At 48.1% G+C, this 25,060-nt stretch carries 23 protein-coding genes and 1 pseudogene; 16 read left to right on the forward strand and 8 right to left on the reverse strand.

The features are described 5' to 3' along the window. Positions 1 to 201 precede the first annotated feature (201 nt). Complete coding sequence (gene ilvA / locus PVOR_RS06435; RefSeq protein WP_006208312.1) at positions 202 to 1,470, forward strand: threonine ammonia-lyase IlvA; 1,269 nt, start codon at positions 202 to 204, stop codon at positions 1,468 to 1,470. A 224-nt stretch (positions 1,471 to 1,694) separates the two neighbouring features. Here the strand turns inward: ilvA and PVOR_RS06440 are convergent, their stop codons facing one another. The 3 genes from PVOR_RS06440 to PVOR_RS06450 all read right to left on the reverse strand — a co-directional run bounded on the left by PVOR_RS06440 (position 1,695) and on the right by PVOR_RS06450 (position 3,694). Continuing rightward, on the reverse strand, positions 1,695 to 2,567 hold the full coding sequence (locus PVOR_RS06440; protein ID WP_006208313.1) for a hypothetical protein: 873 nt from the start codon (positions 2,565 to 2,567) through the stop codon (positions 1,695 to 1,697). A gap of 126 nt (positions 2,568 to 2,693) precedes the next feature. Next, positions 2,694 to 3,356 carry a DUF1129 family protein gene (locus PVOR_RS06445; RefSeq protein WP_006208314.1) on the reverse strand — a complete coding sequence of 221 codons (663 nt, stop codon included), beginning with the start codon at positions 3,354 to 3,356 and terminating at the stop codon, positions 2,694 to 2,696. A gap of 2 nt (positions 3,357 to 3,358) precedes the next feature. After that, positions 3,359 to 3,694, reverse strand: coding sequence for a PadR family transcriptional regulator (locus PVOR_RS06450; RefSeq protein WP_006208315.1), 336 nt, complete (start codon positions 3,692 to 3,694; stop codon positions 3,359 to 3,361). 303 nt (positions 3,695 to 3,997) lie between these two features. Between PVOR_RS06450 and PVOR_RS06455 the strand changes: the two genes are divergently transcribed. The 3 genes from PVOR_RS06455 to PVOR_RS06465 all read left to right on the forward strand — a co-directional run bounded on the left by PVOR_RS06455 (position 3,998) and on the right by PVOR_RS06465 (position 6,159). Then, positions 3,998 to 4,249 (forward strand): hypothetical protein, encoded by a 252-nt coding sequence (locus tag PVOR_RS06455; protein WP_006208316.1) that lies wholly within the window; start codon positions 3,998 to 4,000, stop codon positions 4,247 to 4,249. 228 nt (positions 4,250 to 4,477) lie between these two features. Beyond that, complete coding sequence (locus tag PVOR_RS06460; protein WP_006208317.1) at positions 4,478 to 5,305, forward strand: alpha/beta hydrolase; 828 nt, start codon at positions 4,478 to 4,480, stop codon at positions 5,303 to 5,305. A gap of 77 nt (positions 5,306 to 5,382) precedes the next feature. Then, a complete protein-coding gene (locus PVOR_RS06465; RefSeq protein ID WP_006208318.1) occupies positions 5,383 to 6,159 on the forward strand; it encodes a DODA-type extradiol aromatic ring-opening family dioxygenase in 777 nt (258 codons plus the stop codon). Positions 6,160 to 6,943: 784 nt separating this feature from the next. Here PVOR_RS06465 and PVOR_RS06470 read toward each other — a convergent pair. From PVOR_RS06470 to PVOR_RS06480, 3 genes are all read right to left on the reverse strand, one after another. Further along, on the reverse strand, positions 6,944 to 7,483 hold the full coding sequence (locus PVOR_RS06470) for a DoxX family protein (protein ID WP_006208320.1): 540 nt from the start codon (positions 7,481 to 7,483) through the stop codon (positions 6,944 to 6,946). 1,336 nt (positions 7,484 to 8,819) lie between these two features. After that, positions 8,820 to 9,344, reverse strand: a complete 525-nt coding sequence (locus PVOR_RS06475; RefSeq protein WP_006208322.1) for a DoxX family protein — start codon at positions 9,342 to 9,344, stop codon at positions 8,820 to 8,822. A gap of 261 nt (positions 9,345 to 9,605) precedes the next feature. After that, a complete protein-coding gene (locus PVOR_RS06480; RefSeq protein WP_006208323.1) occupies positions 9,606 to 10,142 on the reverse strand; it encodes a DoxX family protein in 537 nt (178 codons plus the stop codon). Between the two features lie 756 nt (positions 10,143 to 10,898). On the opposite strand from PVOR_RS06480, the gene PVOR_RS06490 reads away from it, so the two are divergent. The 5 genes from PVOR_RS06490 (at position 10,899) to PVOR_RS06510 (ending at position 15,514) form a co-directional block, all read left to right on the forward strand. Next, entirely contained in the window at positions 10,899 to 12,029 is a 1,131-nt protein-coding gene (locus PVOR_RS06490; RefSeq protein WP_052649260.1) for a DUF3048 domain-containing protein, read from the forward strand. A 230-nt stretch (positions 12,030 to 12,259) separates the two neighbouring features. After that, the gene (locus PVOR_RS06495; protein ID WP_006208326.1) at positions 12,260 to 12,874 is read left to right on the forward strand and encodes a DUF47 domain-containing protein; all 615 of its coding nucleotides are present in this window, start codon (positions 12,260 to 12,262) and stop codon (positions 12,872 to 12,874) included. 14 nt (positions 12,875 to 12,888) lie between these two features. Further along, on the forward strand, positions 12,889 to 13,878 hold the full coding sequence (locus PVOR_RS06500; RefSeq protein WP_006208327.1) for an inorganic phosphate transporter: 990 nt from the start codon (positions 12,889 to 12,891) through the stop codon (positions 13,876 to 13,878). Positions 13,879 to 13,993: 115 nt separating this feature from the next. Next, positions 13,994 to 14,950 (forward strand): magnesium/cobalt transporter CorA, encoded by a 957-nt coding sequence (gene corA / locus PVOR_RS06505; protein ID WP_006208328.1) that lies wholly within the window; start codon positions 13,994 to 13,996, stop codon positions 14,948 to 14,950. A gap of 198 nt (positions 14,951 to 15,148) precedes the next feature. Further along, positions 15,149 to 15,514, forward strand: a complete 366-nt coding sequence (locus PVOR_RS06510) for a YrhK family protein (RefSeq protein ID WP_036640922.1) — start codon at positions 15,149 to 15,151, stop codon at positions 15,512 to 15,514. A 214-nt stretch (positions 15,515 to 15,728) separates the two neighbouring features. On the opposite strand, the gene PVOR_RS06515 is transcribed toward PVOR_RS06510, so the two are convergent. After that, entirely contained in the window at positions 15,729 to 16,349 is a 621-nt protein-coding gene (locus PVOR_RS06515) for a hypothetical protein (RefSeq protein ID WP_006208330.1), read from the reverse strand. 290 nt (positions 16,350 to 16,639) lie between these two features. On the opposite strand from PVOR_RS06515, the gene PVOR_RS06520 reads away from it, so the two are divergent. The 4 genes and pseudogenes from PVOR_RS06520 (at position 16,640) to rlmD (ending at position 20,629) form a co-directional block, all read left to right on the forward strand. After that, entirely contained in the window at positions 16,640 to 16,930 is a 291-nt protein-coding gene (locus tag PVOR_RS06520; protein WP_006208331.1) for a YerC/YecD family TrpR-related protein, read from the forward strand. A gap of 4 nt (positions 16,931 to 16,934) precedes the next feature. Next, positions 16,935 to 17,700, forward strand: a pseudogene (locus tag PVOR_RS06525) (sirohydrochlorin chelatase). An 18-nt stretch (positions 17,701 to 17,718) separates the two neighbouring features. Next, a complete protein-coding gene (locus tag PVOR_RS06530) occupies positions 17,719 to 18,600 on the forward strand; it encodes a diacylglycerol kinase (protein ID WP_006208333.1) in 882 nt (293 codons plus the stop codon). Positions 18,601 to 19,120: 520 nt separating this feature from the next. Next, on the forward strand, positions 19,121 to 20,629 hold the full coding sequence (rlmD, locus tag PVOR_RS06535) for a 23S rRNA (uracil(1939)-C(5))-methyltransferase RlmD (RefSeq protein ID WP_006208334.1): 1,509 nt from the start codon (positions 19,121 to 19,123) through the stop codon (positions 20,627 to 20,629). Between the two features lie 263 nt (positions 20,630 to 20,892). Here rlmD and PVOR_RS06540 read toward each other — a convergent pair whose 3' ends face one another. After that, a complete protein-coding gene (locus PVOR_RS06540; RefSeq protein WP_006208335.1) occupies positions 20,893 to 21,300 on the reverse strand; it encodes a DUF6979 family protein in 408 nt (135 codons plus the stop codon). Between the two features lie 231 nt (positions 21,301 to 21,531). Between PVOR_RS06540 and PVOR_RS06545 the strand changes: the two genes are divergently transcribed. From PVOR_RS06545 to PVOR_RS06555, 3 genes are read left to right on the forward strand one after another with little or no spacing between them, the layout of a single operon-like run. Then, on the forward strand, positions 21,532 to 22,044 hold the full coding sequence (locus PVOR_RS06545) for a VUT family protein (RefSeq protein ID WP_006208336.1): 513 nt from the start codon (positions 21,532 to 21,534) through the stop codon (positions 22,042 to 22,044). A gap of 48 nt (positions 22,045 to 22,092) precedes the next feature. Further along, positions 22,093 to 24,129 carry a tRNA-guanine transglycosylase DpdA gene (gene dpdA / locus PVOR_RS06550; RefSeq protein WP_419144496.1) on the forward strand — a complete coding sequence of 679 codons (2,037 nt, stop codon included), beginning with the start codon at positions 22,093 to 22,095 and terminating at the stop codon, positions 24,127 to 24,129. A 57-nt stretch (positions 24,130 to 24,186) separates the two neighbouring features. Further along, positions 24,187 to 24,981 (forward strand): hypothetical protein, encoded by a 795-nt coding sequence (locus tag PVOR_RS06555; protein WP_006208338.1) that lies wholly within the window; start codon positions 24,187 to 24,189, stop codon positions 24,979 to 24,981. Positions 24,982 to 25,060: the final 79 nt, after the last annotated feature.

Here is a 25,060-nt window from a genome sequence, read left to right on the forward strand (position 1 = left end):
TCCGATCCTTCATGGACCTATCCAGGGTACCGGCTGTGCACCGGCTTATACTTGTTGTGAAAATGCCCTTTTTTCCGAAAGCATGTCAGAAAAGGGCGGGATATTTTCATGAAAAGTGATACAATGATAGAAATACGTAACGAAGGGTAGCGGAGGGATATACGCAAACCTGGCAGCGAAGTGGGAGTGTGATCTTAGAGAATGGAAGAGACGTATACGACAAAACGAACAGTCAGCATGGAGGACATCGTACGCGCACACCACGTGCTTCGCGAAGTGATCGTGCGGACACCGCTGCAGCGGGATGCTGTGCTGTCAGCCAAATATGACTGCGAAGTGTACTTGAAGCGCGAAGACTTGCAGGTAGTTCGATCCTTCAAGATCCGAGGCGCTTACAACATGATTCGCAGCTTGACCGAAGAGGAACGAAGCGAGGGCATCGTGTGTGCGAGTGCTGGAAACCATGCGCAAGGGGTGGCTTTTTCCTGTAATGCGCTGAATATTAAAGGCAAGATTTATATGCCAAGCACGACCCCGAATCAGAAGGTGAAGCAGGTGAAGCGTTTTGGCGGGGGCAGCGTGGAGGTCATCCTGACAGGCGATACCTTTGACGATGCTTATGCCGAAGCGATCAAGGCTTGCGATGAATTCGGCATGACCTTCATCCATCCGTTTGATGAAGCGAAGATTATCGCGGGCAACGGTACGATCGGCATGGAGGTAATGGAGGAGCTCGATACGCCAGCGGATTATATATTTGTAACGATTGGCGGCGGCGGTCTTGCTGCAGGGGTTGCAACTTATGTCAAAACCGTAAGCCCAACGACGCAAGTCATTGGCGTTGAACCGCTCGGCGCAGCATCCATGATCGAGTCCAAGAAGCAGGGCGAGGTCGTCACCATGAACGAGATCGACAAGTTTGTGGATGGCGCTGCGGTGAAGCGTGTCGGGCAGCTGACCTACGATATCTGCAACGAGCTGGTTGATGACATTGTGACTGTCCCGGAAGGAAAAGCCTGTACTACCATCCTTGAGCTGTATAACGAGAATGCCATCGTTGTTGAGCCTGCGGGCTCGCTGGCCGTTGCTGCGCTGGATATGAACCGGGACCGCATTAAGGGAAAAACGGTGGTATGCATCATCAGCGGGGGCAATAACGATATTGACCGGATGCAGGAAATCAAGGAGCGTTCCTTGATATACGAAGGATTGAAGCATTACTTCATGATTAACTTCCCGCAGCGTGCAGGTGCGCTCCGCGAGTTTCTGGAAGAAGTGCTTGGTCCGGATGACGATATCGCCCGCTTTGAATATACCAAGAAGCATAACAAGGAAGATGGGCCAGCCCTCGTGGGCATCGAGCTTCTGAGACCGGAGGATTATGGTCCGCTAGTTGAGCGAATGCAGCGCAAGGGATTGGATTATACAGAGCTGAACAAAAACATGAACCTGTTTAATCTGCTGATTTAAACTTCAGAATCAGGCAGCGCCCAGGTGTGATAAAAAAGGCCGGAACCCCTGTTACCATCGGGAGTCCGGCTTTTTTAACATAGTTAACATTTAATTGGATGCTTGCCCTGGTGAATAGAGGCCACTGCATTTGCATGCTCACCATCAACTGTTTCTAGTCAACGACCGGAACCGCCTTGGCACGGTATTGTTCCACTTCCTGTGTCAGCTTGTCCTTGTTGCTCTCAAGCACATCGGACCAGGCTTTCAGTTTTTTGTAGAAGGGCGCTTTTGGATACGGCGTCGCTGTTCTTCAGGGCTTTATCGAAGGCTTGCCGCACTTCCGGATCCAAGAGGTTGTCCTCGTATTTAATAAGCGGTGTATTGTTATACCCATAAAACAGACTTAGTTCGGTAAAACGAAGCTTCAGCTTCATGTCAGCAGCCCGGTTGGATTTGGGATAAGCCGTGAGAAAGGCTTCCAGTGAAAGCCCCCGGTCGATCACTTCGGACCAAGAGATAACCAATGCCGCATCACTGACCGCAGGCTTCTCGGATTCTACGACCATAATATCGATGTATGCCTGAACATCCTTATTGATGTAGGGTTTGTAAGGCTCCAGCGTTTTATAATCTATAATCGGGAATATCACGCCTTCGGTTGTGTACAATCGGTAGCCGCTGTCGCGCAGGTTAATGAGCACCTTCCGCAGCGTTTCGTCTTTGGCTTTGCTGATGGTGGTGTTAATCGGCTCCCCGTACTTGTAGAGGTTCATCAGCTTATCCTGAATGCCGATTGTGTACACTTTATCGGTTTTTGCAGGGAGCGCGTCGTTCATTGCGTTCTCCAGCTTGAGTATCAGCATGGTGGCCTGATACTTGGTCACACTTCCGATATGCTTGGTGATATAAGACTTGGCGTAAGCCACGTCTGAATCCTTCAGCAGTTTATTGGCTTTGTTGTACACCGCATTGCCGAAGGCCGTGGGTTTACTTGAAGCTGCGCTGGAATCAGCTAGAGGTTCAGAAGCGGGTGCTGCGCTTGCGATGACACCGGTCTGGATGGACAGAATAAGTGCAAGGATGGCAGCAATCGCGGATTTTTTGGATTTTGACATATATATTCCTCCCTTACCACACATTACCCTTATCCTATCATCTTCTTCAGATCCGTAGTTTACAATGTACTAAAAAATATTAAAGATTTTGTTATGCTTCCGTATCGAATTCATGACGAGTTTGTATCATTTGCTCGAAAAAAGAAATTTTGTCCCTGCGATCCCGATCAGGAACAGCACGAGACTGATCCATGGCGCAATCGTGAGTACCGGCAGCAGCCGTCCCAGCCACACACCAGCTATAAGAATCAACACCGTGATGGCCATATAAATCCCCATGCTGCGCACGTTGATCTTGCGCCGAGCTTCATCGGGCTGAAAGGTATCATTCTTCATCCATCTCATCAATGCGTGGATTAGCACATAAGAGCCCCCGGCAATCAGCACCAGGGTTGAAATTCGCACCTGCGTCATGCGTTCTACCGGTCCGCCTGTCCACGTTGTTATAAATCCGACCAGGGCCTGAACGAAGAAAAACCACGTTAAGGCGATCCACGGAATCATGAGATGGTATTGCAGACGGTTTAAGCCTTTCATTTTGGGCAGCTGCTCGACCAGTTCCTTGCAGTAGGATTCGGGATCGCTGCCGAATACCTCCTCGGCTGTTTTACCTTTGGCCTGGGCATCCAGCAGATGCTGGGCGATCTCAAGCAGCAATTCCTCGCCTTTTGATTCCTCGACGGAGCTGCTACGAATATATACAACCATGTCCTGATAATAACTCAGATTGTCTGGTTTCATGGCATCCTGGAGCCTGTTGTTTTCCTTGATCATCTGTTTGGTATTCATCTTTATTGTCCTCCACGGGTTAAAATATGGTCCACGCTATCTTTAAGCGTTCCCCAATGTTCCTTGAATTGTTGTAGAATGTTCCGGCCTTTGTCGGTGAGTTTGTAATATTTGCGGGGTGGCCCGCCGGCTCCGGGCGCAGGTCGGATGGTTCCTTCAATAAGCTGTTCTTTCTGCATGCGAAGGAGCAAAGGATAGATGCTGCCTTCGCTTACAAACGTAAGCCCGCTGTCTTCCAGTAATGTACCAAGCTCATATCCATACACCTCCCGATGCTCCATAAGCGAGAGAATGCAGCCTTCGAGAATGCCTTTGAGCATTTGACTTTGGGTGGTCATGAATCCGATGATCCTCCTCTGGGTATGTTGTTATGCAAGGTACTGGGTCGAAATAAGATTATTATTCTGAATGTGATAGACCTCAAAACCCTATGCACCCTGTATAAGAAGTGCTATCTGCCAACTACCTTGTTATGCAATATATCATATCAGCAGCATGCTTGCAATGCAAGGTAGCATGAACAATCCATGTCGTATTCATGAAACGGGTATAATTCCGCGCCTCCTATTTCACAATAATAAGCATTCTGAATCTATACACGACTCCCTGCAGGTGCAGGGACAAGAAGGAGGAAATCACAGATGAGCGCTAACTTATATGATGATGAATTAAGCGGGGGAGAATCTATACCGGCTAACGGGCAATGGGTTGTCGACGACAGTTCAGCTGAAAAGACGGTAGGTGAGTTAGAAGAAGGATACACTTCCGGCAGCGATGAGCAGGATTCTTCGGCTTCCACCTTATGGGGGAATGAACCGAGTGAGGAAACCTGGATGAATGGTTGGAGCGGACGTAAGGAGACGCATGCCATGTTTCGCCAGAGCTATGAGTAGTGCGGGTTTACGTCTTCTGGCGTAGGCTTTAGTCAAGCAGGTAACGGAATCGCTGAATCCATGTTTCTGAGCTAAAGCTCCATATCCAATAGATGTAAACGGCCTCGTTCCCATTGCGTTGACAAATCCCTGATCACGATGCTAAGATAAGTTTAATTAATTCATATTAATCTTATCGGAATTATTAATATTAATGATAAAGGCGCGTTATCGCAAGGAGGAGTCGGCATGGAGCGGCAAATTACAATTCGTCATAACCAAGAGGAGCTTACAGCTACGATACATTATCCGTTAAAAGAAGCGGCAAAAGGTGGCAGATGCCAGCGGGTTCCGCTCGTCGTTATCTGCCATGGGTTTGTCGGAAGCCGGATCGGCGTGGATCGGTTGTTTGTCAAAACGGCACGCGAGTTTGCCGAGGACGGATATATGGTCATCCGGTTTGATTATATCGGATGCGGTGAAAGCTCTGGGAATTATGGCAGCGAGGGCCTCGATTCAATGATTGCCCAAACGCGTTCCGTCTTGGATTATGGCCTCAGCTGTGCCGATGTCGATCCTACGCGCATCACGCTCATCGGACACAGCTTGGGCGGCGCGGTGGCCTTGCAAACCGCCGTTCGGGACCGGCGGGTGAAGAATTTGATTCTGTGGTCGGCGGTAGGTTATCCATTCAATGACATCGTCAAAATCACCGGGCGCGGCGTATATGATACCTCCGTTAAGACAGGTTCCGCTGATTATTTGGGATACTCGTTTACACCGGTATTTTTCGATTCCTTGGCTCAAGGGCAGCCATTCCAGGAAGCGATCAAGTTTACGGGCAATGTGCTGGTGGTGCATGGCACCTCGGACGAAGTCATCCCGGTGGATTATGCTTTCCTGTATCAGAAGGTGTTCTGGATGCGTCCGGAAGGGCGCTGCGATAAGGAAATCGTGTTCCAGGCGGATCACACCTACTCTGCGGGACCACAGCGGGAGCTGCTTCTCCAGCGGACACGGGATTGGCTGAACGAGCAGGAGCATATTCAGCAAGAATGGCAGAACTGGAGTATTTAAGGGAGTTATTTGGCATATTGGGCGGTTTAACGTTACAATAGAGTTGTCCCTTGATTTTGAAGCTGGAGGTGGCATCGATGACGTTACCTGCTTTATTTATTGCCCACGGTTCGCCGATGATGGCCCTGGAGGACAACGAGTACATCCGCTTCCTGGAGCAATTGGGACGGGAGCTGCCGACACCTAGAGGCATAGCGGTATTTTCTGCTCATTGGGATGATCCGGATCAACGGCTGACTGAAGACGCCGAGCATGGCACGATGCATGATTTTTATGGATTTCCGGAGGAGATGTACCAGATCACGTATCCTGCTAAAGGAAGCGTGGAGCTGGCGGCTCAAATCCGTGAACGGTTTTCGGCAAACAATCTGCATGCCAAAGCCGTAACCGGCCGTGGACTGGACCATGGCATATGGGTCATTCTGCGCAAAATGTATCCCGATGCGAATATTCCTGTGGTGGCCTTGTCCGTGGACTCCAAGCGCTCGCCACGCGAACAATATTCCATCGGTAGGATGCTGTCCGATCTGCGGGAGGAAGGCATACTGATAATCGGCAGCGGCGGCTTGGTGCATAATCTGCGGATGGTGCACAAGAGTGATGAGCCGGATGCATGGGCGGCTGCGTTCGATGAATGGATCGCAGAGCAGCTGTCGGAATGGAATCTGCACAATCTGTTTGCGTACGACAAAAAAGCGCCTCACGCGAGCGACGCGGTACCCTCCTATGGACGGGAGCATTTTGTTCCTCTGTTCTATGCGATGGGGGCTGCGGATAATGGCCGCAAGGCGAAGCGATTGTTTCAATCTTACCAATATGGCAGTTTGAGTCTGAACTGCTGGTCATTCGAATAATGAGAAGCCGGGCCTGGATGACAGGCTCGGCTTTTGTTGTGTATTGGCGGGATGCCTGAGCTGGGAGATGTCTATGTGTGCGAGTCGGGTAGATGTCGTGGGGAGAACCTCTCATGTTGCACCGGACGCAGCGTTCGGTAGGGTCGGCCGGGCAGGGTCGGGCTGTATCAGACCTCAGATCCGCTATTATTGCTTTTTGCTCGCAATTGGGGGATCTATCAGACACACGATAGGATCGGGCCGGGCTGTATCGGACCTCAGATCCGCTATTTTTACTTTATGCTCGCAATTGGGGGACCTATCGGACACACGATAGGGTTGGGCCGGGTTGTATCCGGACCGCAGATCCGCTATTATTGCTTTTTGCTCGCAATTGGGGGATCTATCGGACACACGATCCGTTAAATTGCGGATATCACGTAAAATGAGGGGCTAATTCGATGAATAACGGATCTCTGGTCCGTTAGTGTTAAAGAAAAGGTGGTTTTGGTCAAAATAAGGTCCGCTGAGTCCGCTAAAATTGAAGTAACTAGTCAGTGCCTTATAAAGTAACGCTCGAAAGAAAGTACAAGCTCGTATGCAAAACTCGAACGTATGCTAAACCTCGAACGTATGCTAGACCCCGAATTATGCTAAACCTCGAACGTATGCTAAACCTCGAACGTATGCAAATGCTCAAATGTATGCCCCAACGCATGCCAGAACAAAAACAGCCCGGCTTGATTGCTCAAGTCGGGCTGTTAATCAATAGGTTAGATCCTTTAAGTTTTAGTTGGTTACTATATTAAGCCGTTTGTTTTTTTAGCGGTGTAGGGTTGTTGCCGTCGCCTTTGGTTGTTTTGTGCGTTACTTTGTTCCACAGGCCGCGAAGGTAAGGGAGTACCCAACGATCGAGACCGATTTTACCGGCATTGGCTGCTGCGACGATGATCAGTACCTCTAGCAGTAACATTTGGGCGTTGGTGCTCACCGTGCCCGAGAAGAGGAACGCGGCATTCATGACAAGTCCCATCAGTGCGGCGAAGGTAGTGAAGGTACCAAGGATCAGCCCGACCCCTACGAGGAACTCGCCCATCGGTATGATGAAGTTGAAGATTTTCACGCCTGGCAGTGCTGCATGTTCCAGGAATGCTGCCCACCAGCCTTGCACGGCTGGATGATCTCCGGTTGCCTTGGCAATCGCGCCTTGCAGGAACCCGCCTGCTTCAAAACCGCCCGTCAATTTCCCCCAGCCTGCGACCATCCACTCATAACCGATGTAGACCCGAATGAAGGTCAGAAGCCACATTGCAATTTTGTTTGTTCTCAGCCAGTTGTTAAACATATAAACCACTCCTTAAAAGTATGATTTCTTTTTTATGAAAGCTTCCTTGCTGGTTCTCGGATGTGTTGAAGTTGTGCGCTGGTGTTGATTTAGGAAGATGATCATCTCTTTCATGTCTTTATTATAAGTGAAATAAATCACAATATATGTGATAAAAATCACATTTGTGATTAATATCATAAAAAATAATCATCTTGGAAATGGAAGCATGTGCAGGAGTAAGAGTATGAGAACTCAAGAGCAGTAGGATAGAGGAGTAGGAGTGGAGAGCAGCAGTATGCCAGGATGGAGAGCAGATGTAGAAAGTAAGTGAAGATGCAGCATGTTGGTGTGCAAAGGGCAGTAGTCGGAGGGAGCATGAGCCGGTGCAGAAGTGTGGTGGAATAGAAGGAGTAGAGTAGAGGTCAGTAAGCAGAATGAAGTTCAAATGTAGGAACTAGTCGAAGGAGCAGGGAGTTGATGTGCTTAGGGCAGTGTCAGGAATTGTACATGAGCAAACAGGGCAGCGGTGTACAGGAAGATGATTAGGGGAGTTGTATGTTGGATGAAGTTAGATGTAGAAAGTACTTGAAGGTGATGTGCAAGGTAAGGGAGCAGGAAATTGGTGTGCAAAGGGCAGTGGCAAGAGTGCGGATGAGTAAGGCGGTAGTGTAGAGGAATAGGATTAGGGACAACCGTACGTAGGATGAAGTGTAGATGTAGCAAACGTAAGTGAAGGTGCTTGAAGTTGGTGTGCTAGGCAGTGGCAGGAGTGCGCTCATTAGCAGGAGTAAGCAGGAAGTCGTAAGTTGTGGGTGCATATGTGCAGAAATAGTCTAACATGTGAATGCGGTATAAATATAGATCAAGGGTCGTACGGAGAGCAAGGATTGCCTAATAAGATACGGATGACCGGGATGGAATGCCGCAGTCACCCGTTGGTGTGAGTGGAGCACAAAGCTGTTCCGTACTGTGCCTGAAACTAATGAGCAGAACAACTGCGTATCAACACAGCAGGAGCAAGCTCTCAGGCTCCAAGTAATAGAAAGAGCAGGTATCAAGCTAAGGAGTAGTCGTAATGATCAGAACGACTGCATTTTCCAGCCTAGCAGGAGCAGTACATTCATGTTTTAAGCTGGCAAAGAAGTGGTTCACTGCTGTAAGCGACAGAGGGGAAAAGCCCGGACAATATACTTAAAGTTAATCGAATGAGTCGACTCAGACAGCAGAGGAAGCCAAACGCCACCTGATCGAGGAAAAAGATAACCACATTAAAACTGGAGTTAAGCTGGTATTACGTAATCTATTGATTCTGTTCTGCTGAATGCCATTGGTGCACCATAGGGACTCCTTCTACTCAGACGGTTTGCTTCTGAAGAGTGGAGGGATCGCTGCTGATTTTGACCCGGCGTGTGAATTTCTCCTGGAGATATGGCATAAGCCAGCGGTCAATACCGATCTTGCCGCCGTTGGCAGCAGCGAGAATAATGAGGAATTCCAGGAGCAGGAGCTGACCATTGATACTGATGGAGCCCGAGAACAGGAACGCTGAGTTCATCACAAGTCCCATAAGTGCCGCGAACGCGGTAAACGTGCCGAGGATTAGACCGAGCCCAACGAGAAATTCACCAAGGGGAACGATAATGTTGAACCATTTGACGCCCGGCAGTGCGGCATGCTTCAGGAATACGGCCCACCAATCTTGAACCGCGGGTTGTTCTCCTGTAGATTTGGCAATCGCCCCTTGCATAAATCCGCTTGCATCAAAACCTCCCGTTAACTTGCCCCAGCCTGCCGTCAACCACTTATACCCGACATACACCCGGATGACCGTTAGCAGCCACATTGCGATTTTGCTTGATTGCAACCATTGAATAAACACCAGCACCACTCCTCCATGAATAATCATTCTCTTTTTTGTTTTCAGATTTTTGCAAATTTGAAATTCGTTAAAGCGAAGATCACCGAAAAAAACAGCAACGATCTATTTAATGTCGTCTCTAAACAAATTATTCATATTTGCAAAAAACTGTATTTAAATACAGTATTCGCGTAAGGTGCGATTTGGCCTGGGTTCTTGGCATGAAAAAAAAGATGACGGGAACCGAAGTTCCCATCATCTTTTCTGGTGAATCAGACTATGTTAAGCTGTGCGCTTTTTAAAATTTGTTGTCGTTGTTTCAGGCTCGCTGGCGCGGTGCGTAATCCGGCCCCACACACCACGGAGGTAAGGCAGTACCCAACGGTCAAACCCGATTTTACCGGCATTAGTAGCGGCTACGATGACCAGTACTTCAAGCAGCAGCATTTGGGCGTTGGTGCTTACCGTACCCGAGAAGAGGAACGCGGCGTTCATGACCAGTCCCATCAGTGCGGCGAAGGTGGTGAAGGTACCGAGGATCAGTCCGAGACCGACCAGGAATTCACCGAGTGGGATGATGAAGTTAAACAGGTTCACGCCCGGAAGTGCCGCATGTTCGAGGAACGCTGCCCACCAGCCTTGTACCGCCGGGTGATCGCCGCTTGCGTTGGCAATCGCGCCTTGCAGGAAACCTCCGGCATCAAAGCCGCCGGTTAGTTTACCCCAGCCTGCCGTCATCCACTCGTATCCGAGGTAGACCCGAATGATGGTCAGCAGCCACATTGCAAATTTGTTTGTTCTCAGCCAGTTGTTAAACATATAAACCACTCCTTAAGTGAGTTTTTGATTTTTGGATAATTGCTGTGTTTTCGATGTCCATGTTGTGGGTTCTTGTTGTCTAGAAGTGATCACCTTCTCTATGTCTTTATTATAAGTGAAAATATTCACAATATATGTGATAAATATCACAAAGTTGTGAACGTTCCAGAATAAGCCGCTCGCAGCGGATCCTTGGTACTGCGTGAGCACTATCTCTGAGCATCTACTTATCTCGTACATAACATGCCACCCGACTCAAGCATCTTGTGTCATTAGATCCTGTGCAACATGTGGACTGTACTCTGTACATCTCGAACACTGCACTTCATACATCTCGAACACAGCACTCTATACATTGCAAGCAACGCATCACCCAATGCATCTTGTGTCACTGCACTCCACACCTTCACGAACGCAGCACCCTATACAATACGTGTACTGGCAATCTCTACATCACGAGTCCTGCACCCTTGTATCTCGTGCACACCGCATCTCGCACACTCAGTACATGTCCGGGCCTGCTTGAATGATTGCTCAATCGCCCATCTGCCTCCTGCGGCAGAGAGCCATAAAGCGCTGCCAAGTCAATCGCAACAAGGGTATTTTTTAGCCGATTGTATCCCTTGTATATACAGACAAAGCACGGATTTTGTGATTAAATGTAAATTAAAGTTGAAACGTCGGTTGGAAATTTCGGGTAAAAGGGTTGGAATATTAGGGTAATAAGTAACGGGAGCGTTCATAGGGGGAAACAATATGTTTAGCAAAGGGTCTTTGTCTTTCAAGAGGTTTGCATGGAGGACAAGCTTGTTGTCGATTGCGGTTGTTCTGCTGCTGTCAGCATGCAATGGGGATAAGAAGGCGGAGCCTGCTCCGACACCGGAGGTGGAGGCTCCAATAGAGCAGCCGGCAGAAGAAACGCAGGAGAATACGTCTTCTCCTTATCACGCACCTCTGACGGGATTGCCGTTAGAAGCGTCACTGACGCAGAGGCCGCTGGCCGTTATGATCAATAACGCACCAGCTGCTAGGCCGCAGTCGGGTCTGGGACAAGCGGATATGGTATATGAAGTTCTGGCGGAGGGAGGAATCACGAGACTGATCGGCATCTTTCAAAGCCAGTCCGGGATCGAGAAGATCGGACCGATTCGCAGTATCCGCCCATATCTGATTAATCTGGGCGAGAGCTATGGCGGCGTTCTTGTGCATGCAGGAGGCAGCCCTGAAGCTTATACGATCATTCAACAGCAGCGCAAGCAGGACATGGATGAGATCGGAAATGCAGGGGCCTATTTCTGGAGGGCCAACGACCGCAAAGCTCCGCATAATTTGTATTCCAGCGACGAGAAGCTCCGCGAAGGAGCGGCCAAGCTCAATTACGGCAACGATGTGCAGGTGCCGCAGTATACGTTCTATCCGGAGACAATCGCTGCAAGCGGCGACGGGGCAGAGGGCACTGAACCCGTGGAGGGGGTTTCCGGCGAACCCGCAGAGAAGGTCGAAATCAAATTTTTACTGGACAGCTATGTGGTGGATTATCAGTATGACGGCTCCTCGAATACGTACAAACGGTCGGTCAATGGATCTCCGCACGTGGATCTCAACGATAACGTTCAGCTTGAGGCTGCGAATGTAATTGTCCTCGGGGCAGACCATAAGGTGCTGGATGATGTGGGCAGACTTGCCGTGAACGTGGAAGCTGGCGGGGAAGCGATGCTGTTCCAGCGTGGAGAGGTCATTACGGGCCAGTGGGCAAGAGCTGCGGGTGATGCGATCCGTTTTGTGAAGGATGGCAAGGAAGTGCCGCTGGTTCCGGGAACGACTTATTTCAACATTGTGCCGAATGCGCCTTCTTTTGAAAGCCATGTAACCATCTCGAATCCTTAGGTTCTAAGTTCGGATAATCGACACGGTTCTGGGATAATTTGCACGCTTACGGAGATGTTAATAGGCAAGGGAAATGGAATGATATCCATACATTAACTCAGCTGTTGTTTTCTCACATTTTTGAGTGTTACTTTTCTATACACACCCTGCCATGGATGTGATAAGATATTCAAGGTTGTCTTATCTTTAAGGACGTTCGCGGCAATTTATCGAAAAAAGGGGTTAAGAGTATGAAATTGAAGAAGAAGGATATATTCTTCCAAACGCTGGAGAATATGGCCGATACGGTGGTACAAGCCGCAGATTATTTTTCGCAGCACGTTTCCAATCTTCAGGATGTGCTTGAATTCGCCAACGAAATGAAGAGATATGAGTCGCAGTGTGATACCTATACACATACAATTATCACCGAGCTCAACAAAACGTTTATCACGCCAATCGAACGCGACGATATTATGGACCTGACAACCAGCTTGGACGATGTGATGGACGGACTGGAGGCTACGGCATCCCGATTCTATATGTATCAGTTGGGTAAACCTGATGAATACATGGTGCAGTTTGCGGAAATTCTGCGTCAATCGGCTTATGAAATCCAGAAAGCCATTCATTTGCTCTCCCAGAAAAAACTTCTGGCTATTCGTGAGTACACGATTCGCCTGAACGATCTGGAGAACCAAGGCGACGAACTGCTGCGTATCAGCATCAAGGATCTGTTCGCTACGGTATCTGACCCGATTCTGCTGATCAAGAAAAAAGAGATTTACGAACGACTTGAGACAACCACGGACACCTGCGAAGACGTGGCTAATATGCTGGAATCCATCATTATGCGCAACTCGTAAGGGAGTCCTGAACTATGGATACAACGATGGTAGTACTAGTAATTGTTGTTTTTTTGGCGCTTGCATTTGACTTCATTAACGGGTTCCACGATACGGCGAACGCCATAGCAACATCGGTATCAACCCGGGCCTTGAAGCCGCGTGCGGCAATTTTACTTGCAGCCGGCATGAACTTTGTCGGTGCGATGATGTTTACCGGCGTTGCCAAGACGATAGGGGGCAGCGTGGCGGATCCCGCAGCACTGGATAACGGTCTGCAGGTTGTGATTGCAACCCTGCTGTCAGCGATTATCTGGAACCTGGTCACCTGGTGGTTTGGTTTGCCGTCATCTTCTTCCCATGCTCTGATCGGAGCTTTGGCAGGGGCGGTATTCGTTGGAGCGGGTAGTGATAAGCTGAATTATGGCGGATTTACCGATATTGTGCTTGCGCTCATCCTGTCACCCATTATCGCGTTTGTTATCGGTTATCTGGTGATGCAGCTGCTAAAAGTCATCTTTGCGAAGCGCAGTCCGCATACGGTGAACAAAGGCTTCCGTACTATGCAGATTTTTACCGCGGCACTGCAATCCTTCACGCACGGTACCAACGATGCACAGAAGGCGATGGGGATTATCACCTTTGCCCTGGTTACGTCAGGTCAGCTGTCCGAGATGGAAGTTCCATTCTGGGTTAAACTCTCTGCAGCTACGGCGATGGCCCTTGGGACCTCGGTAGGTGGCTGGAAGATCATCAAAACCATGGGCACGAAGATTTTCAAAATCGAGCCGATCAACGGATTCGCTGCTGATTTCACGGGAGCTTCCGTTATCTTTTCAGCTACGCTGCTTCACTTGCCAATCAGTACGACGCATGCGATCACATCGGCCATACTCGGGGTAGGTTCAGCAAAACGCTTCTCCGCTGTAAAATGGTCGCTGGCAGGACGTATTATTGTAACCTGGTTTATTACCATTCCGATTACGGCCGTGCTGGCAGGCATCATATTTAAAATTCTTTTCTAAACCAATTAACGCTACATTACACATAGATTATGGATAGTTGTGGGGCCAATCAGGAATCGATTGGCTTTTTTTGTTTAAAGAAAACAGCAGGTGCAGGGAAGGGGAGAATGCTATCATGATTCGCACATTAGGCATTACGCCAAGCTATGAAACGGTCACCGGGCTTTCACTCGAAGAGATCCGGATGGAGGACTACGCCTGGATCTGGGCGGATTTCAGCAATCCCACGCCGGAGGAAGCGCGGATGCTGGAGAGTTATTTTCATTTTCATCCGCTGGCGGTGGAGGACTGTCTGCACATTCTGCAGCGGCCCAAGCTGGATTATTACGAACAAACGAAGTTTTTTGTCCTGCATGCGCTTCAGCCGGATACGCTGCAGGCGGTGGAGGTGGATCTGTTTCTGGGCCCTGCGTTTGTGGTCTCCTTCCACCAGCAGGAGCTGTCCGAAATGGATGATGCCTGGGAACGGGTGACCTCAGTCGCCGGCAAGGGACCGCTCGGTCAGGATGGTCCAAGCTTTACGGCGTATACCATTATGGATAAGCTGGTGGATCAGTATTTCCCAAGCCTGTTTGCCATAGAGGATGAGCTGGCCGAGCTGGAAAGCCAAGGGGAGAAGGATTCCGTTGAGGACCTGATGAATCAGGTGTTTGCGCTTCGTTCCAGACTGCTGCGCCTGCGGCGGACGGTCGTGCCGATGCGGGATCTGCTGTACCGGATCGTGAATTCGCAGCATATGGAGCATCACGCGCACCATGCCTATTTTTCCGATATCTATGATCACCTGCTGAAGCTGGCGGACATGATTGAGGCGGACCGCGAGATGACGGCGGATCTTCGGGACAGCTACATATCGGTGAATTCGAACCGGATGAACACGATTATGAAAACACTCACGGTCATCACGACCATATTCATGCCGCTCACCCTGATCGCCGGGATTTACGGGATGAATTTTGAGAATATGCCGGAGCTTGGGTGGCATTATGGATATTTCCTTGTGCTTCTGCTGATGTTTGTGCTCGGCGGAGGCATGGTGACGTGGTTTATTCGGCGAGGCTGGTTTAAATAAGAGGGTTCGTGGACGTGAAGTCGTTAAGCTCTTCTGAATCAGACGGACTTCCTTCCAGTGTCTCTGCCGTTCCAAGTGTTAGGTAAATGTTGATCGGATTATCGGGAAGGGTTGTCCTACATAAAAAAGGCCAATGCTGAATCGCTGTGGTTCTTGTTCTTCCGTAAGGGGTATAAGCTTGCTGAGGGGGGACTGCATATGAAGCCTGGGCTCAAACCACATCCCAAGAAGCGTACATCGCGTCACCAAGATGAGCCTGTTCGTAACCGGCTCCTGCGCCGGATGTTCCGCTCGGCCTGGAAACGAAAGCGTAAGCTGGCCGTTACGAACCGTTACGAGGTTGGCATGGTCATCAGCGAAATTATGACAGGGCTGCTGTTCATTGCGGGCAGCATTCTGATGTTCTATCCGCAGATGAAGCGGATTGCGACGGTGCTGTATCTGCTGGGCAGCATTACGATGCTGCTGCGTTCCGGTCTGCGCGGCTCTTATTGGTTCCGCCTGAAGTCACTCGAGAGCGACGAGCAGCAAGAAGCCGGTCCCGAAGGGGACTGGACGCGCTGAATAGGATCATATTTTAGGAAAAAAGATAGGGCTCCAGTCTGGAATTGACAGACCGGAGCCTACTTCGTCATGTATGAGCTTACTATTTATCCCGCCTGTTGTTCGCTAAGGCGCAGCTGCGCTGTTGGTCAGAGCAGATCGTCTCAGCTGTTCAGAGGCTGTGGTCTTGCTGAAATGCGCGGTGCTGGTGCTGATGCCGAGATTTCACTTCAGATTAACGACGACGTCTGCCTTTGCGTGATCCTGAGCTTTTGCGCGAGCCGGAATGTCGTCTGCCCCCCGAGGACCGGCGTTTCCGCGGTCTGTATTCGTAGTCGTCGTTCTGGTCCGTGTATGCCGTGGATGATCCGCGGCCGCCCTTCTTCTTCGTGAACGCGCCTGCAAGCAGGGAAACCATGGGCGCAAGCTGCTGGAAGCCCTGCATGACCTTCTGTACCTTGCCGATGTTGTTAACCAGCCCGTCGATGCCCCCCATCCGATCGATGAGGCCCTTGACGTCACTCAGATTGTTGACCCCGAGGCCGCCAAGGAGTTTGCTTATTCCGCCTCCACTCCCGCTGCCGCCTCCGCCGAGGAGACTTGCCAGACCCCCGCCGCCAGAGTTGCTGGATGGTGTTAGAGCCGAAGCCGAAGCCTCCATGCCCGGTACAGGCAGCGTATCGTTTGAAAGAGCGTCAGCGTATGGATACAGATTGGATTCGCCGACTTCTGGAAAATCGCTGTATGGAGAAATACCGGGGTATGACGTTGGCTCCTGCGGCAGTGAATCATATTCGCTTAGCGAGCGCTTAGAAGAGGAAGGTCGGCGATGATAATAGTGAGAATGACCAGTCATGATATCACTTTCCTTTGTGAGTTAAGATACTATACTGTATGATACGGGCGGGCGATGGGTTTAGGCGAATACCCCTATTTTCGGGATAGGAGCGGAATCGGGCGATGGCCCAGGAAGGTTTTGGCGTGTCCTTCGTTAGGTTAAAATAAGAGAGTACATCAGGGTGAATGACCTCTCGTAATGGTTGTCCTGCAGTGCGTGAAATCGTTAATGCTTGAAAAGACTATATCCGCTCGGGTACAATGGGAGTGCGAGTGTTATACACAGTAACAATAGGGGATGATCATCCAGTGCAATTAAAGAAGTTAAATGATAAAAGCATCGATCAATTATTCGAAGCTGTATTAACCCTGAGCAGTGTGGAAGAATGCTATGTATTCTTCGATGATCTCTGCACCGTGAACGAAATCCAGTCCTTGTCACAACGGCTCGAAGTAGCGCGTATGCTTGGCAAGGGTTGCACATACAACCAGATTGAAGCAGAAACGGGAGCAAGCACCGCAACCATCTCGCGTGTGAAGCGTTGCCTGAATTACGGCAATGACGGTTATAAAATGACGCTGGAGCGTTTAGGGCGTTAAAATCATGACGAAGCCGGGTGTGCTGGTTATTAGTCATGGTTCGCGTGAACAGAACTGGGTATCGCTGGTGGACGAAGCTGTCCACGAATTGGCGTCCCGACATGGATATACCGGTCGTATCTTCCTATCTGGAATTGGTAGAAGGCCGTCTGATTCAGGACGGCATTACGGCCTTGGAGGATCAGGGTGTCACTGACATCGTGGTCATTCCGTTATTTGTCTCGTCCGGCAGCACACATGTTGACGAAATAGCTTATGCTATAGGAGCGAAGGCTGTTCCGGACATGGAAACCAACCTTGCGCCGTTCAGGGTACGATCCCGGATTCACTTCGGTGCGCCGATGGATGACGACCCCGAGATTGCCGCAATGGTATGGGATAAAGTAAGAGAGCTGTCCGTGAATCCGGCGAAGGAGGTCATTCTTCTTGTCGGACACGGCAGCAGGCATGATCTGTTTCGCCGCCGCTGGGAAAAGGGTATTAACTCATTGGCACGGCGAGTTAGCGAAGTAAGCGGTACAAGCGCGGATTATGCCTTACTCAGTCCCGGCGATGTGCGGGACAAAGTGACAGCATGGATGGAGCGCGGCTGCGATGTGATCGTAGCTCCGCTTTTTTTGAGTGAGGGGTATTTTACGGAGAAGGTTATACCCGATCGGCTCGAGGGGCTTGAGTGCCGGTATTCCGGCAGGACTTTGCTTCCACACCCGCTGCTTCCGCAGTGGATGGAGTCGCAGGCCAAACTTCTTCTTCAATCCTTGAAATCATAAGTAGGTGGCGTATCGTTAATGAGAAGTGCAAGGTTAATCTATAATCCAACCTCCGGCCGGGAGGAGATGAAGCGTCGGCTTGCTGATATTTTGGACCGTCTGGACAGTGCTGGCATTGAAACCTCCAGTCATGCTACCAAGGGGGAGGGAGATGCTACCCGTGAAGCTGCAGATGCTGTAGAGCGGGGGTACGATCTTGTGATTGCCGCCGGAGGCGACGGAACGATCAATGAAGTCATCAACGGGATGGCTGGCAGGGATAACCTTCCGCCGCTCGGCATATTCCCTATGGGGACCACGAATGATTTTGCACGGGCACTCGGCATCTCGAAGAACTGGGAGGAGTACTGCGATCTGGTGATTCGAGGCGAGACACGTCCGATTGACGTGGGCAAAGCCAATGATCGCTACTTCATTAATATAGCGGGCGGTGGTACGCTGACCGAGCTCACCTACGAGGTGCCGAGCAAGCTGAAGACGATGATCGGGCAGCTGGCGTATTATTTGAAGGGGATCGAGAAAATGGTCAGCCTTACGCCGCAGGAGCTCATCATCAACGCCAGCGGTCATGAGGCGATCCATGACGAATTCATGGTATTCCTCATTGCCAACAGCAACTCGGTCGGCGGCTTCGACAAAATCGCGCCGGGCGCGAGCATTGACGACGGTCTGTTCGACGTCATTGCGCTGCGCAAGTGCAATCTGGCGGAGTTCGTACGCGTCGCTACCCTCGCCCTGCGCGGCGAGCATATCAACGACAAGAAGGTCGTGCATTTCCGCACCGACTATATGGAGGTCGTCTCTCCCGGACCGGTTCAGCTGAACCTGGACGGCGAGTTCGGTGGCGTCCTGCCGGGCACGTTCCGTGTCCTGCCGCAGCATTTAAGGATTTTTGGGTGAGATGGCGGTTGTGAGAAATGGCGTTGGTGTGCGTAGGGAGCGATAGCTGACTGTTGGGCGATAGCATCGAGTGCATAAGACACGGTGGTCTGGCCGATAGTTGGGAGTCAGATCCGAAATGCTAACTAAGCAATAACCCAAGGCTAGAGATAGCGCCGAGTGCGTATATGACCCATGGTTGTTTTGTCTGAGTCAGTGTAATAGCCAGGATATCAGGGATAGGCAGGCGATTGAGGCAATGGGCCATTGGAAGAGATGGAACAGGCTGCGAGTCGCCGTTAAGACTCCAGGCTGTTGTAAGTAAATGATTGGATTTGCAGGTTCTTGGATTGAATAACATAGGAAGCTCCCGTATAATGATGGACGAGAGCTTGTGCGATAAGCTCCCTTGGGGGAGCTTTTTGTTGTTTAAGTGAAGGAACAGTAACGGAGAGCATCCGCTTTTATAATGGATGATGATCCGATGGGGAATATAGAGTAGCAAGAGACAAGTTGAACGGAAAGAAGTGAACAGCACATCATGAAGAAGAACCGCAAGGGAAGCGACACGCGCCGCAGCGGCAAGCCGGCGGTGTCTTCGGCCGCCCTCCTCGACCTGCCGGTGGCCAAGAACGACGAGGTCGTGATCGATATTATAGGAATGAACCATGACGGGGAAGGGGTCGGCCGTGCCGACGGCTACACCCTGTTCGTTCAGGGCGCCCTGCCGGGCGAGAAGGCCCGGGTGAAGGTGCTCAAGACCAAGAAGCAGTATGGCTACGCCAAGCTGCTGGAACTGGTCGAGCAGAGCCCGAACCGCATCGCGGCACCGTGCCCGATCTACGACCAATGCGGCGGCTGCCAGCTGCAGCATATGAGTTACGCCGGACAGCTGGAGTGGAAGCGCCAGTTGGTGGTGGACAACCTGGAGCGGATCGGGAAGCTGCGGGTGGTGCGTGAGGCGGCAGGTGCTGGAGAGACGCGTGTGGAAGATGGACAAGATACTGGCAATTCAGATCGAGAGGGAATCCTCGTGCGTCCGACACTCGGCATGAGCGAGCCTTGGCGCTACCGCAACAAGTCCCAGGTACCTATCGGTGTAACGGAAGGTGGCTTGGTCGGCGGCTTTTACGCCCGCGGCAGCCACCGGATCGTCGACATGGAAACGTGCCTAATCCAACATGAACAGAACGACGAGGTCGTCAGCCGCGTCAAAGCCATTGGGCGGAAGCTAGGCATCACCGCCTACAATGAAGAGACAGGTCAGGGCTTGCTTCGCCATGTCGTGGTGAAGATCGGTTTTGCTACCCGGGAGATGATGATTGTACTCGTGACCAATGGCGAGCGGATTCCATGTGTTAACGAGTGGATCTCTGCTATTCGTGAGGAGCTCCCGGCTGTTGTGAGTGTTTGCCAAAATGTTAACACACGCAAAACGAACGTTATTTTCGGGGATGTGACCCGCGTCCTGTGGGGTCGTGAGGTCATCCATGACTATATAGGCGATGTGAAGTTCGCCATTTCCGCGCGTTCCTTCTATCAGGTGAACCCTGCCCAGACAGAAGTACTGTACGGTAAAACGGTGGAGTATGCAGGATTAACCGGAGCGGAGACCGTGATTGACGCCTATTGTGGCATTGGGACGATATCCCTGTTTTTGGCCCAACATGCCAAGAAGGTGTATGGGGTCGAAATCGTGAAGGAAGCGATCGAGGATGCGCGTGCGAATGCGGAACTGAACGGTATGAAGCATGTAGAGTTTGAAGTCGGCGCGTCCGAAGACGTGATTCCGCGCTGGAAAGAGCAGGGCATCGAGGCCGATGTCATCGTGGTTGATCCTCCGCGTAAAGGGTGCGACCCTCGCTTGCTGGAGACGATTCTTGAGATGAAGCCGGAGCGCGTGGTGTACGTGAGCTGTAATCCGTCTACGTTGGCAAGGGATCTGCGGGTGCTGAAGGATGGCGGATATCGCACGGTAGAGGTTACGCCGGTGGATATGTTTCCGCATACAGTGCATGTGGAGAGTGTGGCGGTGTTGATGAGGGATTGACGCAGGATTTTATCACCTCACATGAGTGGTATGCGATGCTCGAACAAGTTAGCAATTCATCACGATGGCCTGTAAAGGTTGACGTGAACTCGTCTTGGCTCCTTTACAGGCGTGGCTATTCCCAAGGGGCGTGATGAAATGAAAAATAAGGGTAGAATTAGTATTCGATAGTATTACCGTCAATATGCATAATGTTCTAATTGATAGTCAGTTAGGAAGAAACGAAACAATTGGTAATAATTCTGATTGCCAACTTTGAAATTCTAAAGTGCGACAAGAGATTTATAAGGAACAATCAAATCATTTTTCCATAATGCCAAAACAACATCCATTTGAAAATTATGAGACTTAGGATTTCCATTCATAAGAGTTCGCCACAATTGAAGCGGTTTAAATGAAGCATATGCTTCATTCTCTGAAAGTAGTTTAACAGCTTCTACTGTATGGTCTTTGTTAGTGGAAGCTTTAAGAGGCTGTTTGATATGTGTCTGATACACATCTTTTATCAAACCTGCCTCGCATAATCCTAGAAAAGCACTTCTGGGACATGCCTTGGTCTTAATTGTAAAAAATTCTCTAGTCGCTATTTCCCATGCTTCTTCTGTATAGGAAACTTCACCAGAATGAATGAGTTCTACTGAACGAATAGCAGATTTACCATAATTGTTCAATTAAATAACCTCCATTTTTTCAACCAAGTTATAAGGAAAAAGTGTTCATATAATTATTCAACTTAAAGCAGAAAATTCCTCTCTCAATATTTTTTTTAGCAGAATGAGTCGAAATTTGTAGTTTTATTTTGTTTGGTGAGGGTAGCTCGGAACAAAAAGTGGTGTTATAATTAGAGGGTGACCGGACTGAAGAGGTGATGTAATATTAAATACTTTACGATATTAGCTTATTTGCTTGCTATTGTTTTATCAAATGTCGTAACAGCAGGAGTACCCCCATTTTTTATTGGACCTTTTATTATTCCGGCAGGGACATTTATAATAGGGGCAACATTTATATTCCGCGATTTTGTACAAAATTTTGTTGGTAGGCGGAAGACCTATTTCCTCATTTTAATAGCAATGGTTTTATCAGCATTAACATCATATTTACTTGGTGATACACTTTGGATTGTATTTGCTTCAATCATTACATTTGCGGTATCTGAGACCACAGATACCGAAATCTATTCGCGCCTTAAACTACCTTTTCATATGAGGGTAGCATACAGTGGTATTGTTGGTGGAATACTAGATAGTATTATTTTTGTTATTGTGGGACTATCCCCACTGGGAGCTAATATTCTTCCCTGGAATGCTGTATTTCTGGCGATTGTTGGTCAAATCATTTTTAAGACATTGGTTCAAATACTTGCTGCAATTATTGTTAAAAATTTTTTTTTGAAACACACAAAAGCTGTTTAGAAATAGGGCGTTCTCGCCCTATTTTATATTGTGTTGATAAGGGATGTGATGATTTTGTCAAAACGTATTCTTGTTGTCACTTCTTGTACTGGAGAGAAGTTACACAAACCGATAAATCAACTTGTATTTGATGATTTCAAAAATGAAAATGTATTGAAACAAAGAGAAGCAGAATTGTTGGAGTTCAAAGAACGTGCTGATGAAATGTATACAGGGAGTCAACACCTTGCGCTAATGAGTGGTATTAAAGAATACCGGAAACAAGGCGGGGAAATTGATCTTTGCATTATTTCAGCGGGTTATGGTCTTTTGAATGAAGATGCGCAAATTGTTCCGTATGAAGTGACTTTTAATACAATGGACTCGCAGACTATAAAAAAATGGGCGCGTCAACTTGAAATTACACAAAATTTACAAAAGAAAGTTGCCGATTATAATCTTGTTTTTTTCTTGCTTGGAGACAAATACTTGCAAGCGGTGGAGTGGCCATTAAAGTTACAAAGTAATCAAAAAGCGATCTTTTTTGCAGGAGCATCCAGTCGTTCTCGAATTCTAAACTGGGACGATTATCATGTATTAACTATTGGAGAAAAAGAAGCTAAAACGTTAAAATATGGTTTGATAGGAATCAAAGGGTATCTTTTTGCACATTTATTAAGGAATATTATTACATCTAACATAGATCAGAAGTGGAGTACAATAATGAATCATCCTGATCAGGTTAGAGAGTTTATTTTGGATTCAATTGATTCAACAAAACAACCTGAGTTATTTAGTGATTCATCTGAAAAAGAAGACTTATTACGGTTCTATAATGAAATGTTTCCTGTACCAGATGAGTTAGTGGCTATAAATTGCATTGAGGAACCCAGATTTTATCTTCCAGAGAATGATGATAGAGTCGATCCAAATTATGACTTTATGGCTGATTTCTCTGAAAAAAACAGGAATCCATTAGAAAATGATGTGTATGCTCATCAGATTTTTGAAAGACCTCAGTTTGATGGACTGCTTGTTTCTAAAGTGAATATCGATAATGCTACTAAGCAAAAAAATCTGATGATTAATGATATGGGGTTACACGATTTTTATCGACTACCTAGGGAATACCCGATTATGGGGGATTGTGGTGCCTTTAGTTATATTGATAAAGAAGTACCGCCGTATACGACTCAAGAGATTATAGATTACTATCACAACCTGGGTTTTGATTATGGGGTGTCAATTGACCATCTAATAGTGGGTCCCTTCCAGAGAGATGAAAATATTAGAAACCGGCGTTATGAACTAACCCTTACTATGGCGGAAGAGTTTATACGCATGTATAGGGAAAATAGGGAAACAAGTAACTATCAATTTCATCCGATAGGTATAGTCCAAGGATGGGACCCGCCTTCTTTCCGAAGAGCAGTAGAGCATCTTATTGGACTAGGCTATGACTATGTTGCCTTGGGTGGATTGGCTAGAGAACAATCCGAAAAAATATATGAAATTCTTAAAGAAATAGCACCTGTTATTCCTGATCCTACGTTTCGTATGCACTTGTTTGGGGTTGCACGAGATATGAAAACAATGGAATCATTCCATAAACTGGGTGTTACTTCTTTTGACTCCTCTTCCCCTTTGAGAAGAGCGTGGTTAGGAACAGGGCATAACTATCATACCTTGAGTGGTAAACATTACACAGCGATCAGAATACCCGAAGCAAAAGAAACGTCCGGAAGAGTAAAAAAAATGATGCAAAATAATGATGAGATTGAGTTTGATGATTATAAGAGGCTTGAACAGGGGGCATTAATCGCTTTAAGGGAATTCAGTGATGGAGAAAGAGAAATATCATCTACACTTGAAGCTATACTAGAATACGATAAAATTCTAGGGGAAAACCGTGAAGTGCATGAGGATCTCTACAGAGAGGTTTTGTCTGAACGTCCATGGGAACAATGTGATTGTAATATATGTAAGGAAATTGGAATTGATGTGATTGTATTCAGAGGTAATAATAGAAACAGACGGAGAGGGTTTCATAATACACATGTCTACTACAGTCAAATCCAGGAATTGAAAAAACGGTGGAATAAATAGTGCGCAGTTACGCCTTAGTGTGGTACACTAAGGCATATTTGCGTTGGGGGAAATTCCATGGTTTTTACTTTTGAAAACGTAAGCAATTTAACCAGAAAGAATAATGACGTTTATTTTGCGGTAATGCCATTAGGTGCGATTAAAGACTGGGGTTTTCCTATAATTCAGTCTGATGTAATTGGTGAAGACGTCATTTTAGTAAATTATGATGCTGTGGTAAGTTTAATAAACAATAAGTTACAAGTGACGAACCCCCGGTTTACTTATAAATTGCCCAGCGGCAGTATAAGTGATGAATACGTCGTTCTAATTGTATCTGAAGCCCAGTATTTTCCTAGTTACTGTATGCATCAATTAATGTCTTTTGAGCGTTTCGAACGGTTGATTGAGAAGGGGGAGAAAATAAGCAGCAATTCCACTAAATTAATGACCACTAGATCACTGCATGATATTTTTAAGGATTTTCAAAGGTATCGAGTTGAACGGAGTTTATGTCCTCGATTAGCTAAAGATTTAATTAAGTATGTTGACTCAATAATGAATGATTATCCTGTACTAGGGTATCTTCCTGTAGCACAGAGGAAACAGTTCCGAAAAAAATCCATTGCCGACTCAGCCATTGCTTGGTATTGCTATATTAGATATTTCATGGAGCAATGGACTGAGGATTCTCAGTTAACCAATCTGCCGCTGCCCCTACTCTCAAAAGAATTTCATTATGAAAATTGGAAAGGTCAGTTTTTTGACAGAGACAACCCAGTGTTATTTGTTAATAAAGGAAGTTATAAATTTAATGATGCACAACGCGATTTAATATATGAAATATGGAGACAATGGATAAAAGAAGCCTGATGGCTTCTTTTTTTTATTCCAAGAGTAGATGAGAGATGGTAAACTGTGCTAAAATCAAATTATCACGTATGATCACGTA

The sequence above is a fragment of the Paenibacillus vortex V453 genome (assembly GCF_000193415.1).
Lineage (GTDB): Bacteria > Bacillota > Bacilli > Paenibacillales > Paenibacillaceae > Paenibacillus_AQ > Paenibacillus_AQ glucanolyticus.

Coding starts and splice junctions, on each gene's coding strand:
- PVOR_RS06470 (WP_006208320.1), bottom strand. CDS start 7,483: ATGTTTAACAACTGGCTGAGAACAAACAAAATTGCAATGTGGCTTCTG.
- PVOR_RS06445 (WP_006208314.1), bottom strand. CDS start 3,356: ATGAATACCAAACAGATGATCAAGGAAAACAACAGGCTCCAGGATGCC.
- PVOR_RS06555 (WP_006208338.1), top strand. CDS start 24,187: ATGGTTTTTACTTTTGAAAACGTAAGCAATTTAACCAGAAAGAATAAT.
- ilvA (WP_006208312.1), top strand. CDS start 202: ATGGAAGAGACGTATACGACAAAACGAACAGTCAGCATGGAGGACATC.
- PVOR_RS06480 (WP_006208323.1), bottom strand. CDS start 10,142: ATGTTTAACAACTGGCTGAGAACAAACAAATTTGCAATGTGGCTGCTG.
- dpdA (WP_419144496.1), top strand. CDS start 22,093: ATGATTTTGTCAAAACGTATTCTTGTTGTCACTTCTTGTACTGGAGAG.
- rlmD (WP_006208334.1), top strand. CDS start 19,121: ATGAAGAAGAACCGCAAGGGAAGCGACACGCGCCGCAGCGGCAAGCCG.
- PVOR_RS06465 (WP_006208318.1), top strand. CDS start 5,383: ATGACGTTACCTGCTTTATTTATTGCCCACGGTTCGCCGATGATGGCC.
- PVOR_RS06490 (WP_052649260.1), top strand. CDS start 10,899: ATGTTTAGCAAAGGGTCTTTGTCTTTCAAGAGGTTTGCATGGAGGACA.
- PVOR_RS06455 (WP_006208316.1), top strand. CDS start 3,998: ATGAGCGCTAACTTATATGATGATGAATTAAGCGGGGGAGAATCTATA.
- PVOR_RS06530 (WP_006208333.1), top strand. CDS start 17,719: ATGAGAAGTGCAAGGTTAATCTATAATCCAACCTCCGGCCGGGAGGAG.
- PVOR_RS06500 (WP_006208327.1), top strand. CDS start 12,889: ATGGATACAACGATGGTAGTACTAGTAATTGTTGTTTTTTTGGCGCTT.
- PVOR_RS06450 (WP_006208315.1), bottom strand. CDS start 3,694: ATGACCACCCAAAGTCAAATGCTCAAAGGCATTCTCGAAGGCTGCATT.
- PVOR_RS06515 (WP_006208330.1), bottom strand. CDS start 16,349: ATGACTGGTCATTCTCACTATTATCATCGCCGACCTTCCTCTTCTAAG.
- PVOR_RS06510 (WP_036640922.1), top strand. CDS start 15,149: ATGAAGCCTGGGCTCAAACCACATCCCAAGAAGCGTACATCGCGTCAC.
- PVOR_RS06495 (WP_006208326.1), top strand. CDS start 12,260: ATGAAATTGAAGAAGAAGGATATATTCTTCCAAACGCTGGAGAATATG.
- PVOR_RS06460 (WP_006208317.1), top strand. CDS start 4,478: ATGGAGCGGCAAATTACAATTCGTCATAACCAAGAGGAGCTTACAGCT.
- PVOR_RS06440 (WP_006208313.1), bottom strand. CDS start 2,567: ATGTCAAAATCCAAAAAATCCGCGATTGCTGCCATCCTTGCACTTATT.
- corA (WP_006208328.1), top strand. CDS start 13,994: ATGATTCGCACATTAGGCATTACGCCAAGCTATGAAACGGTCACCGGG.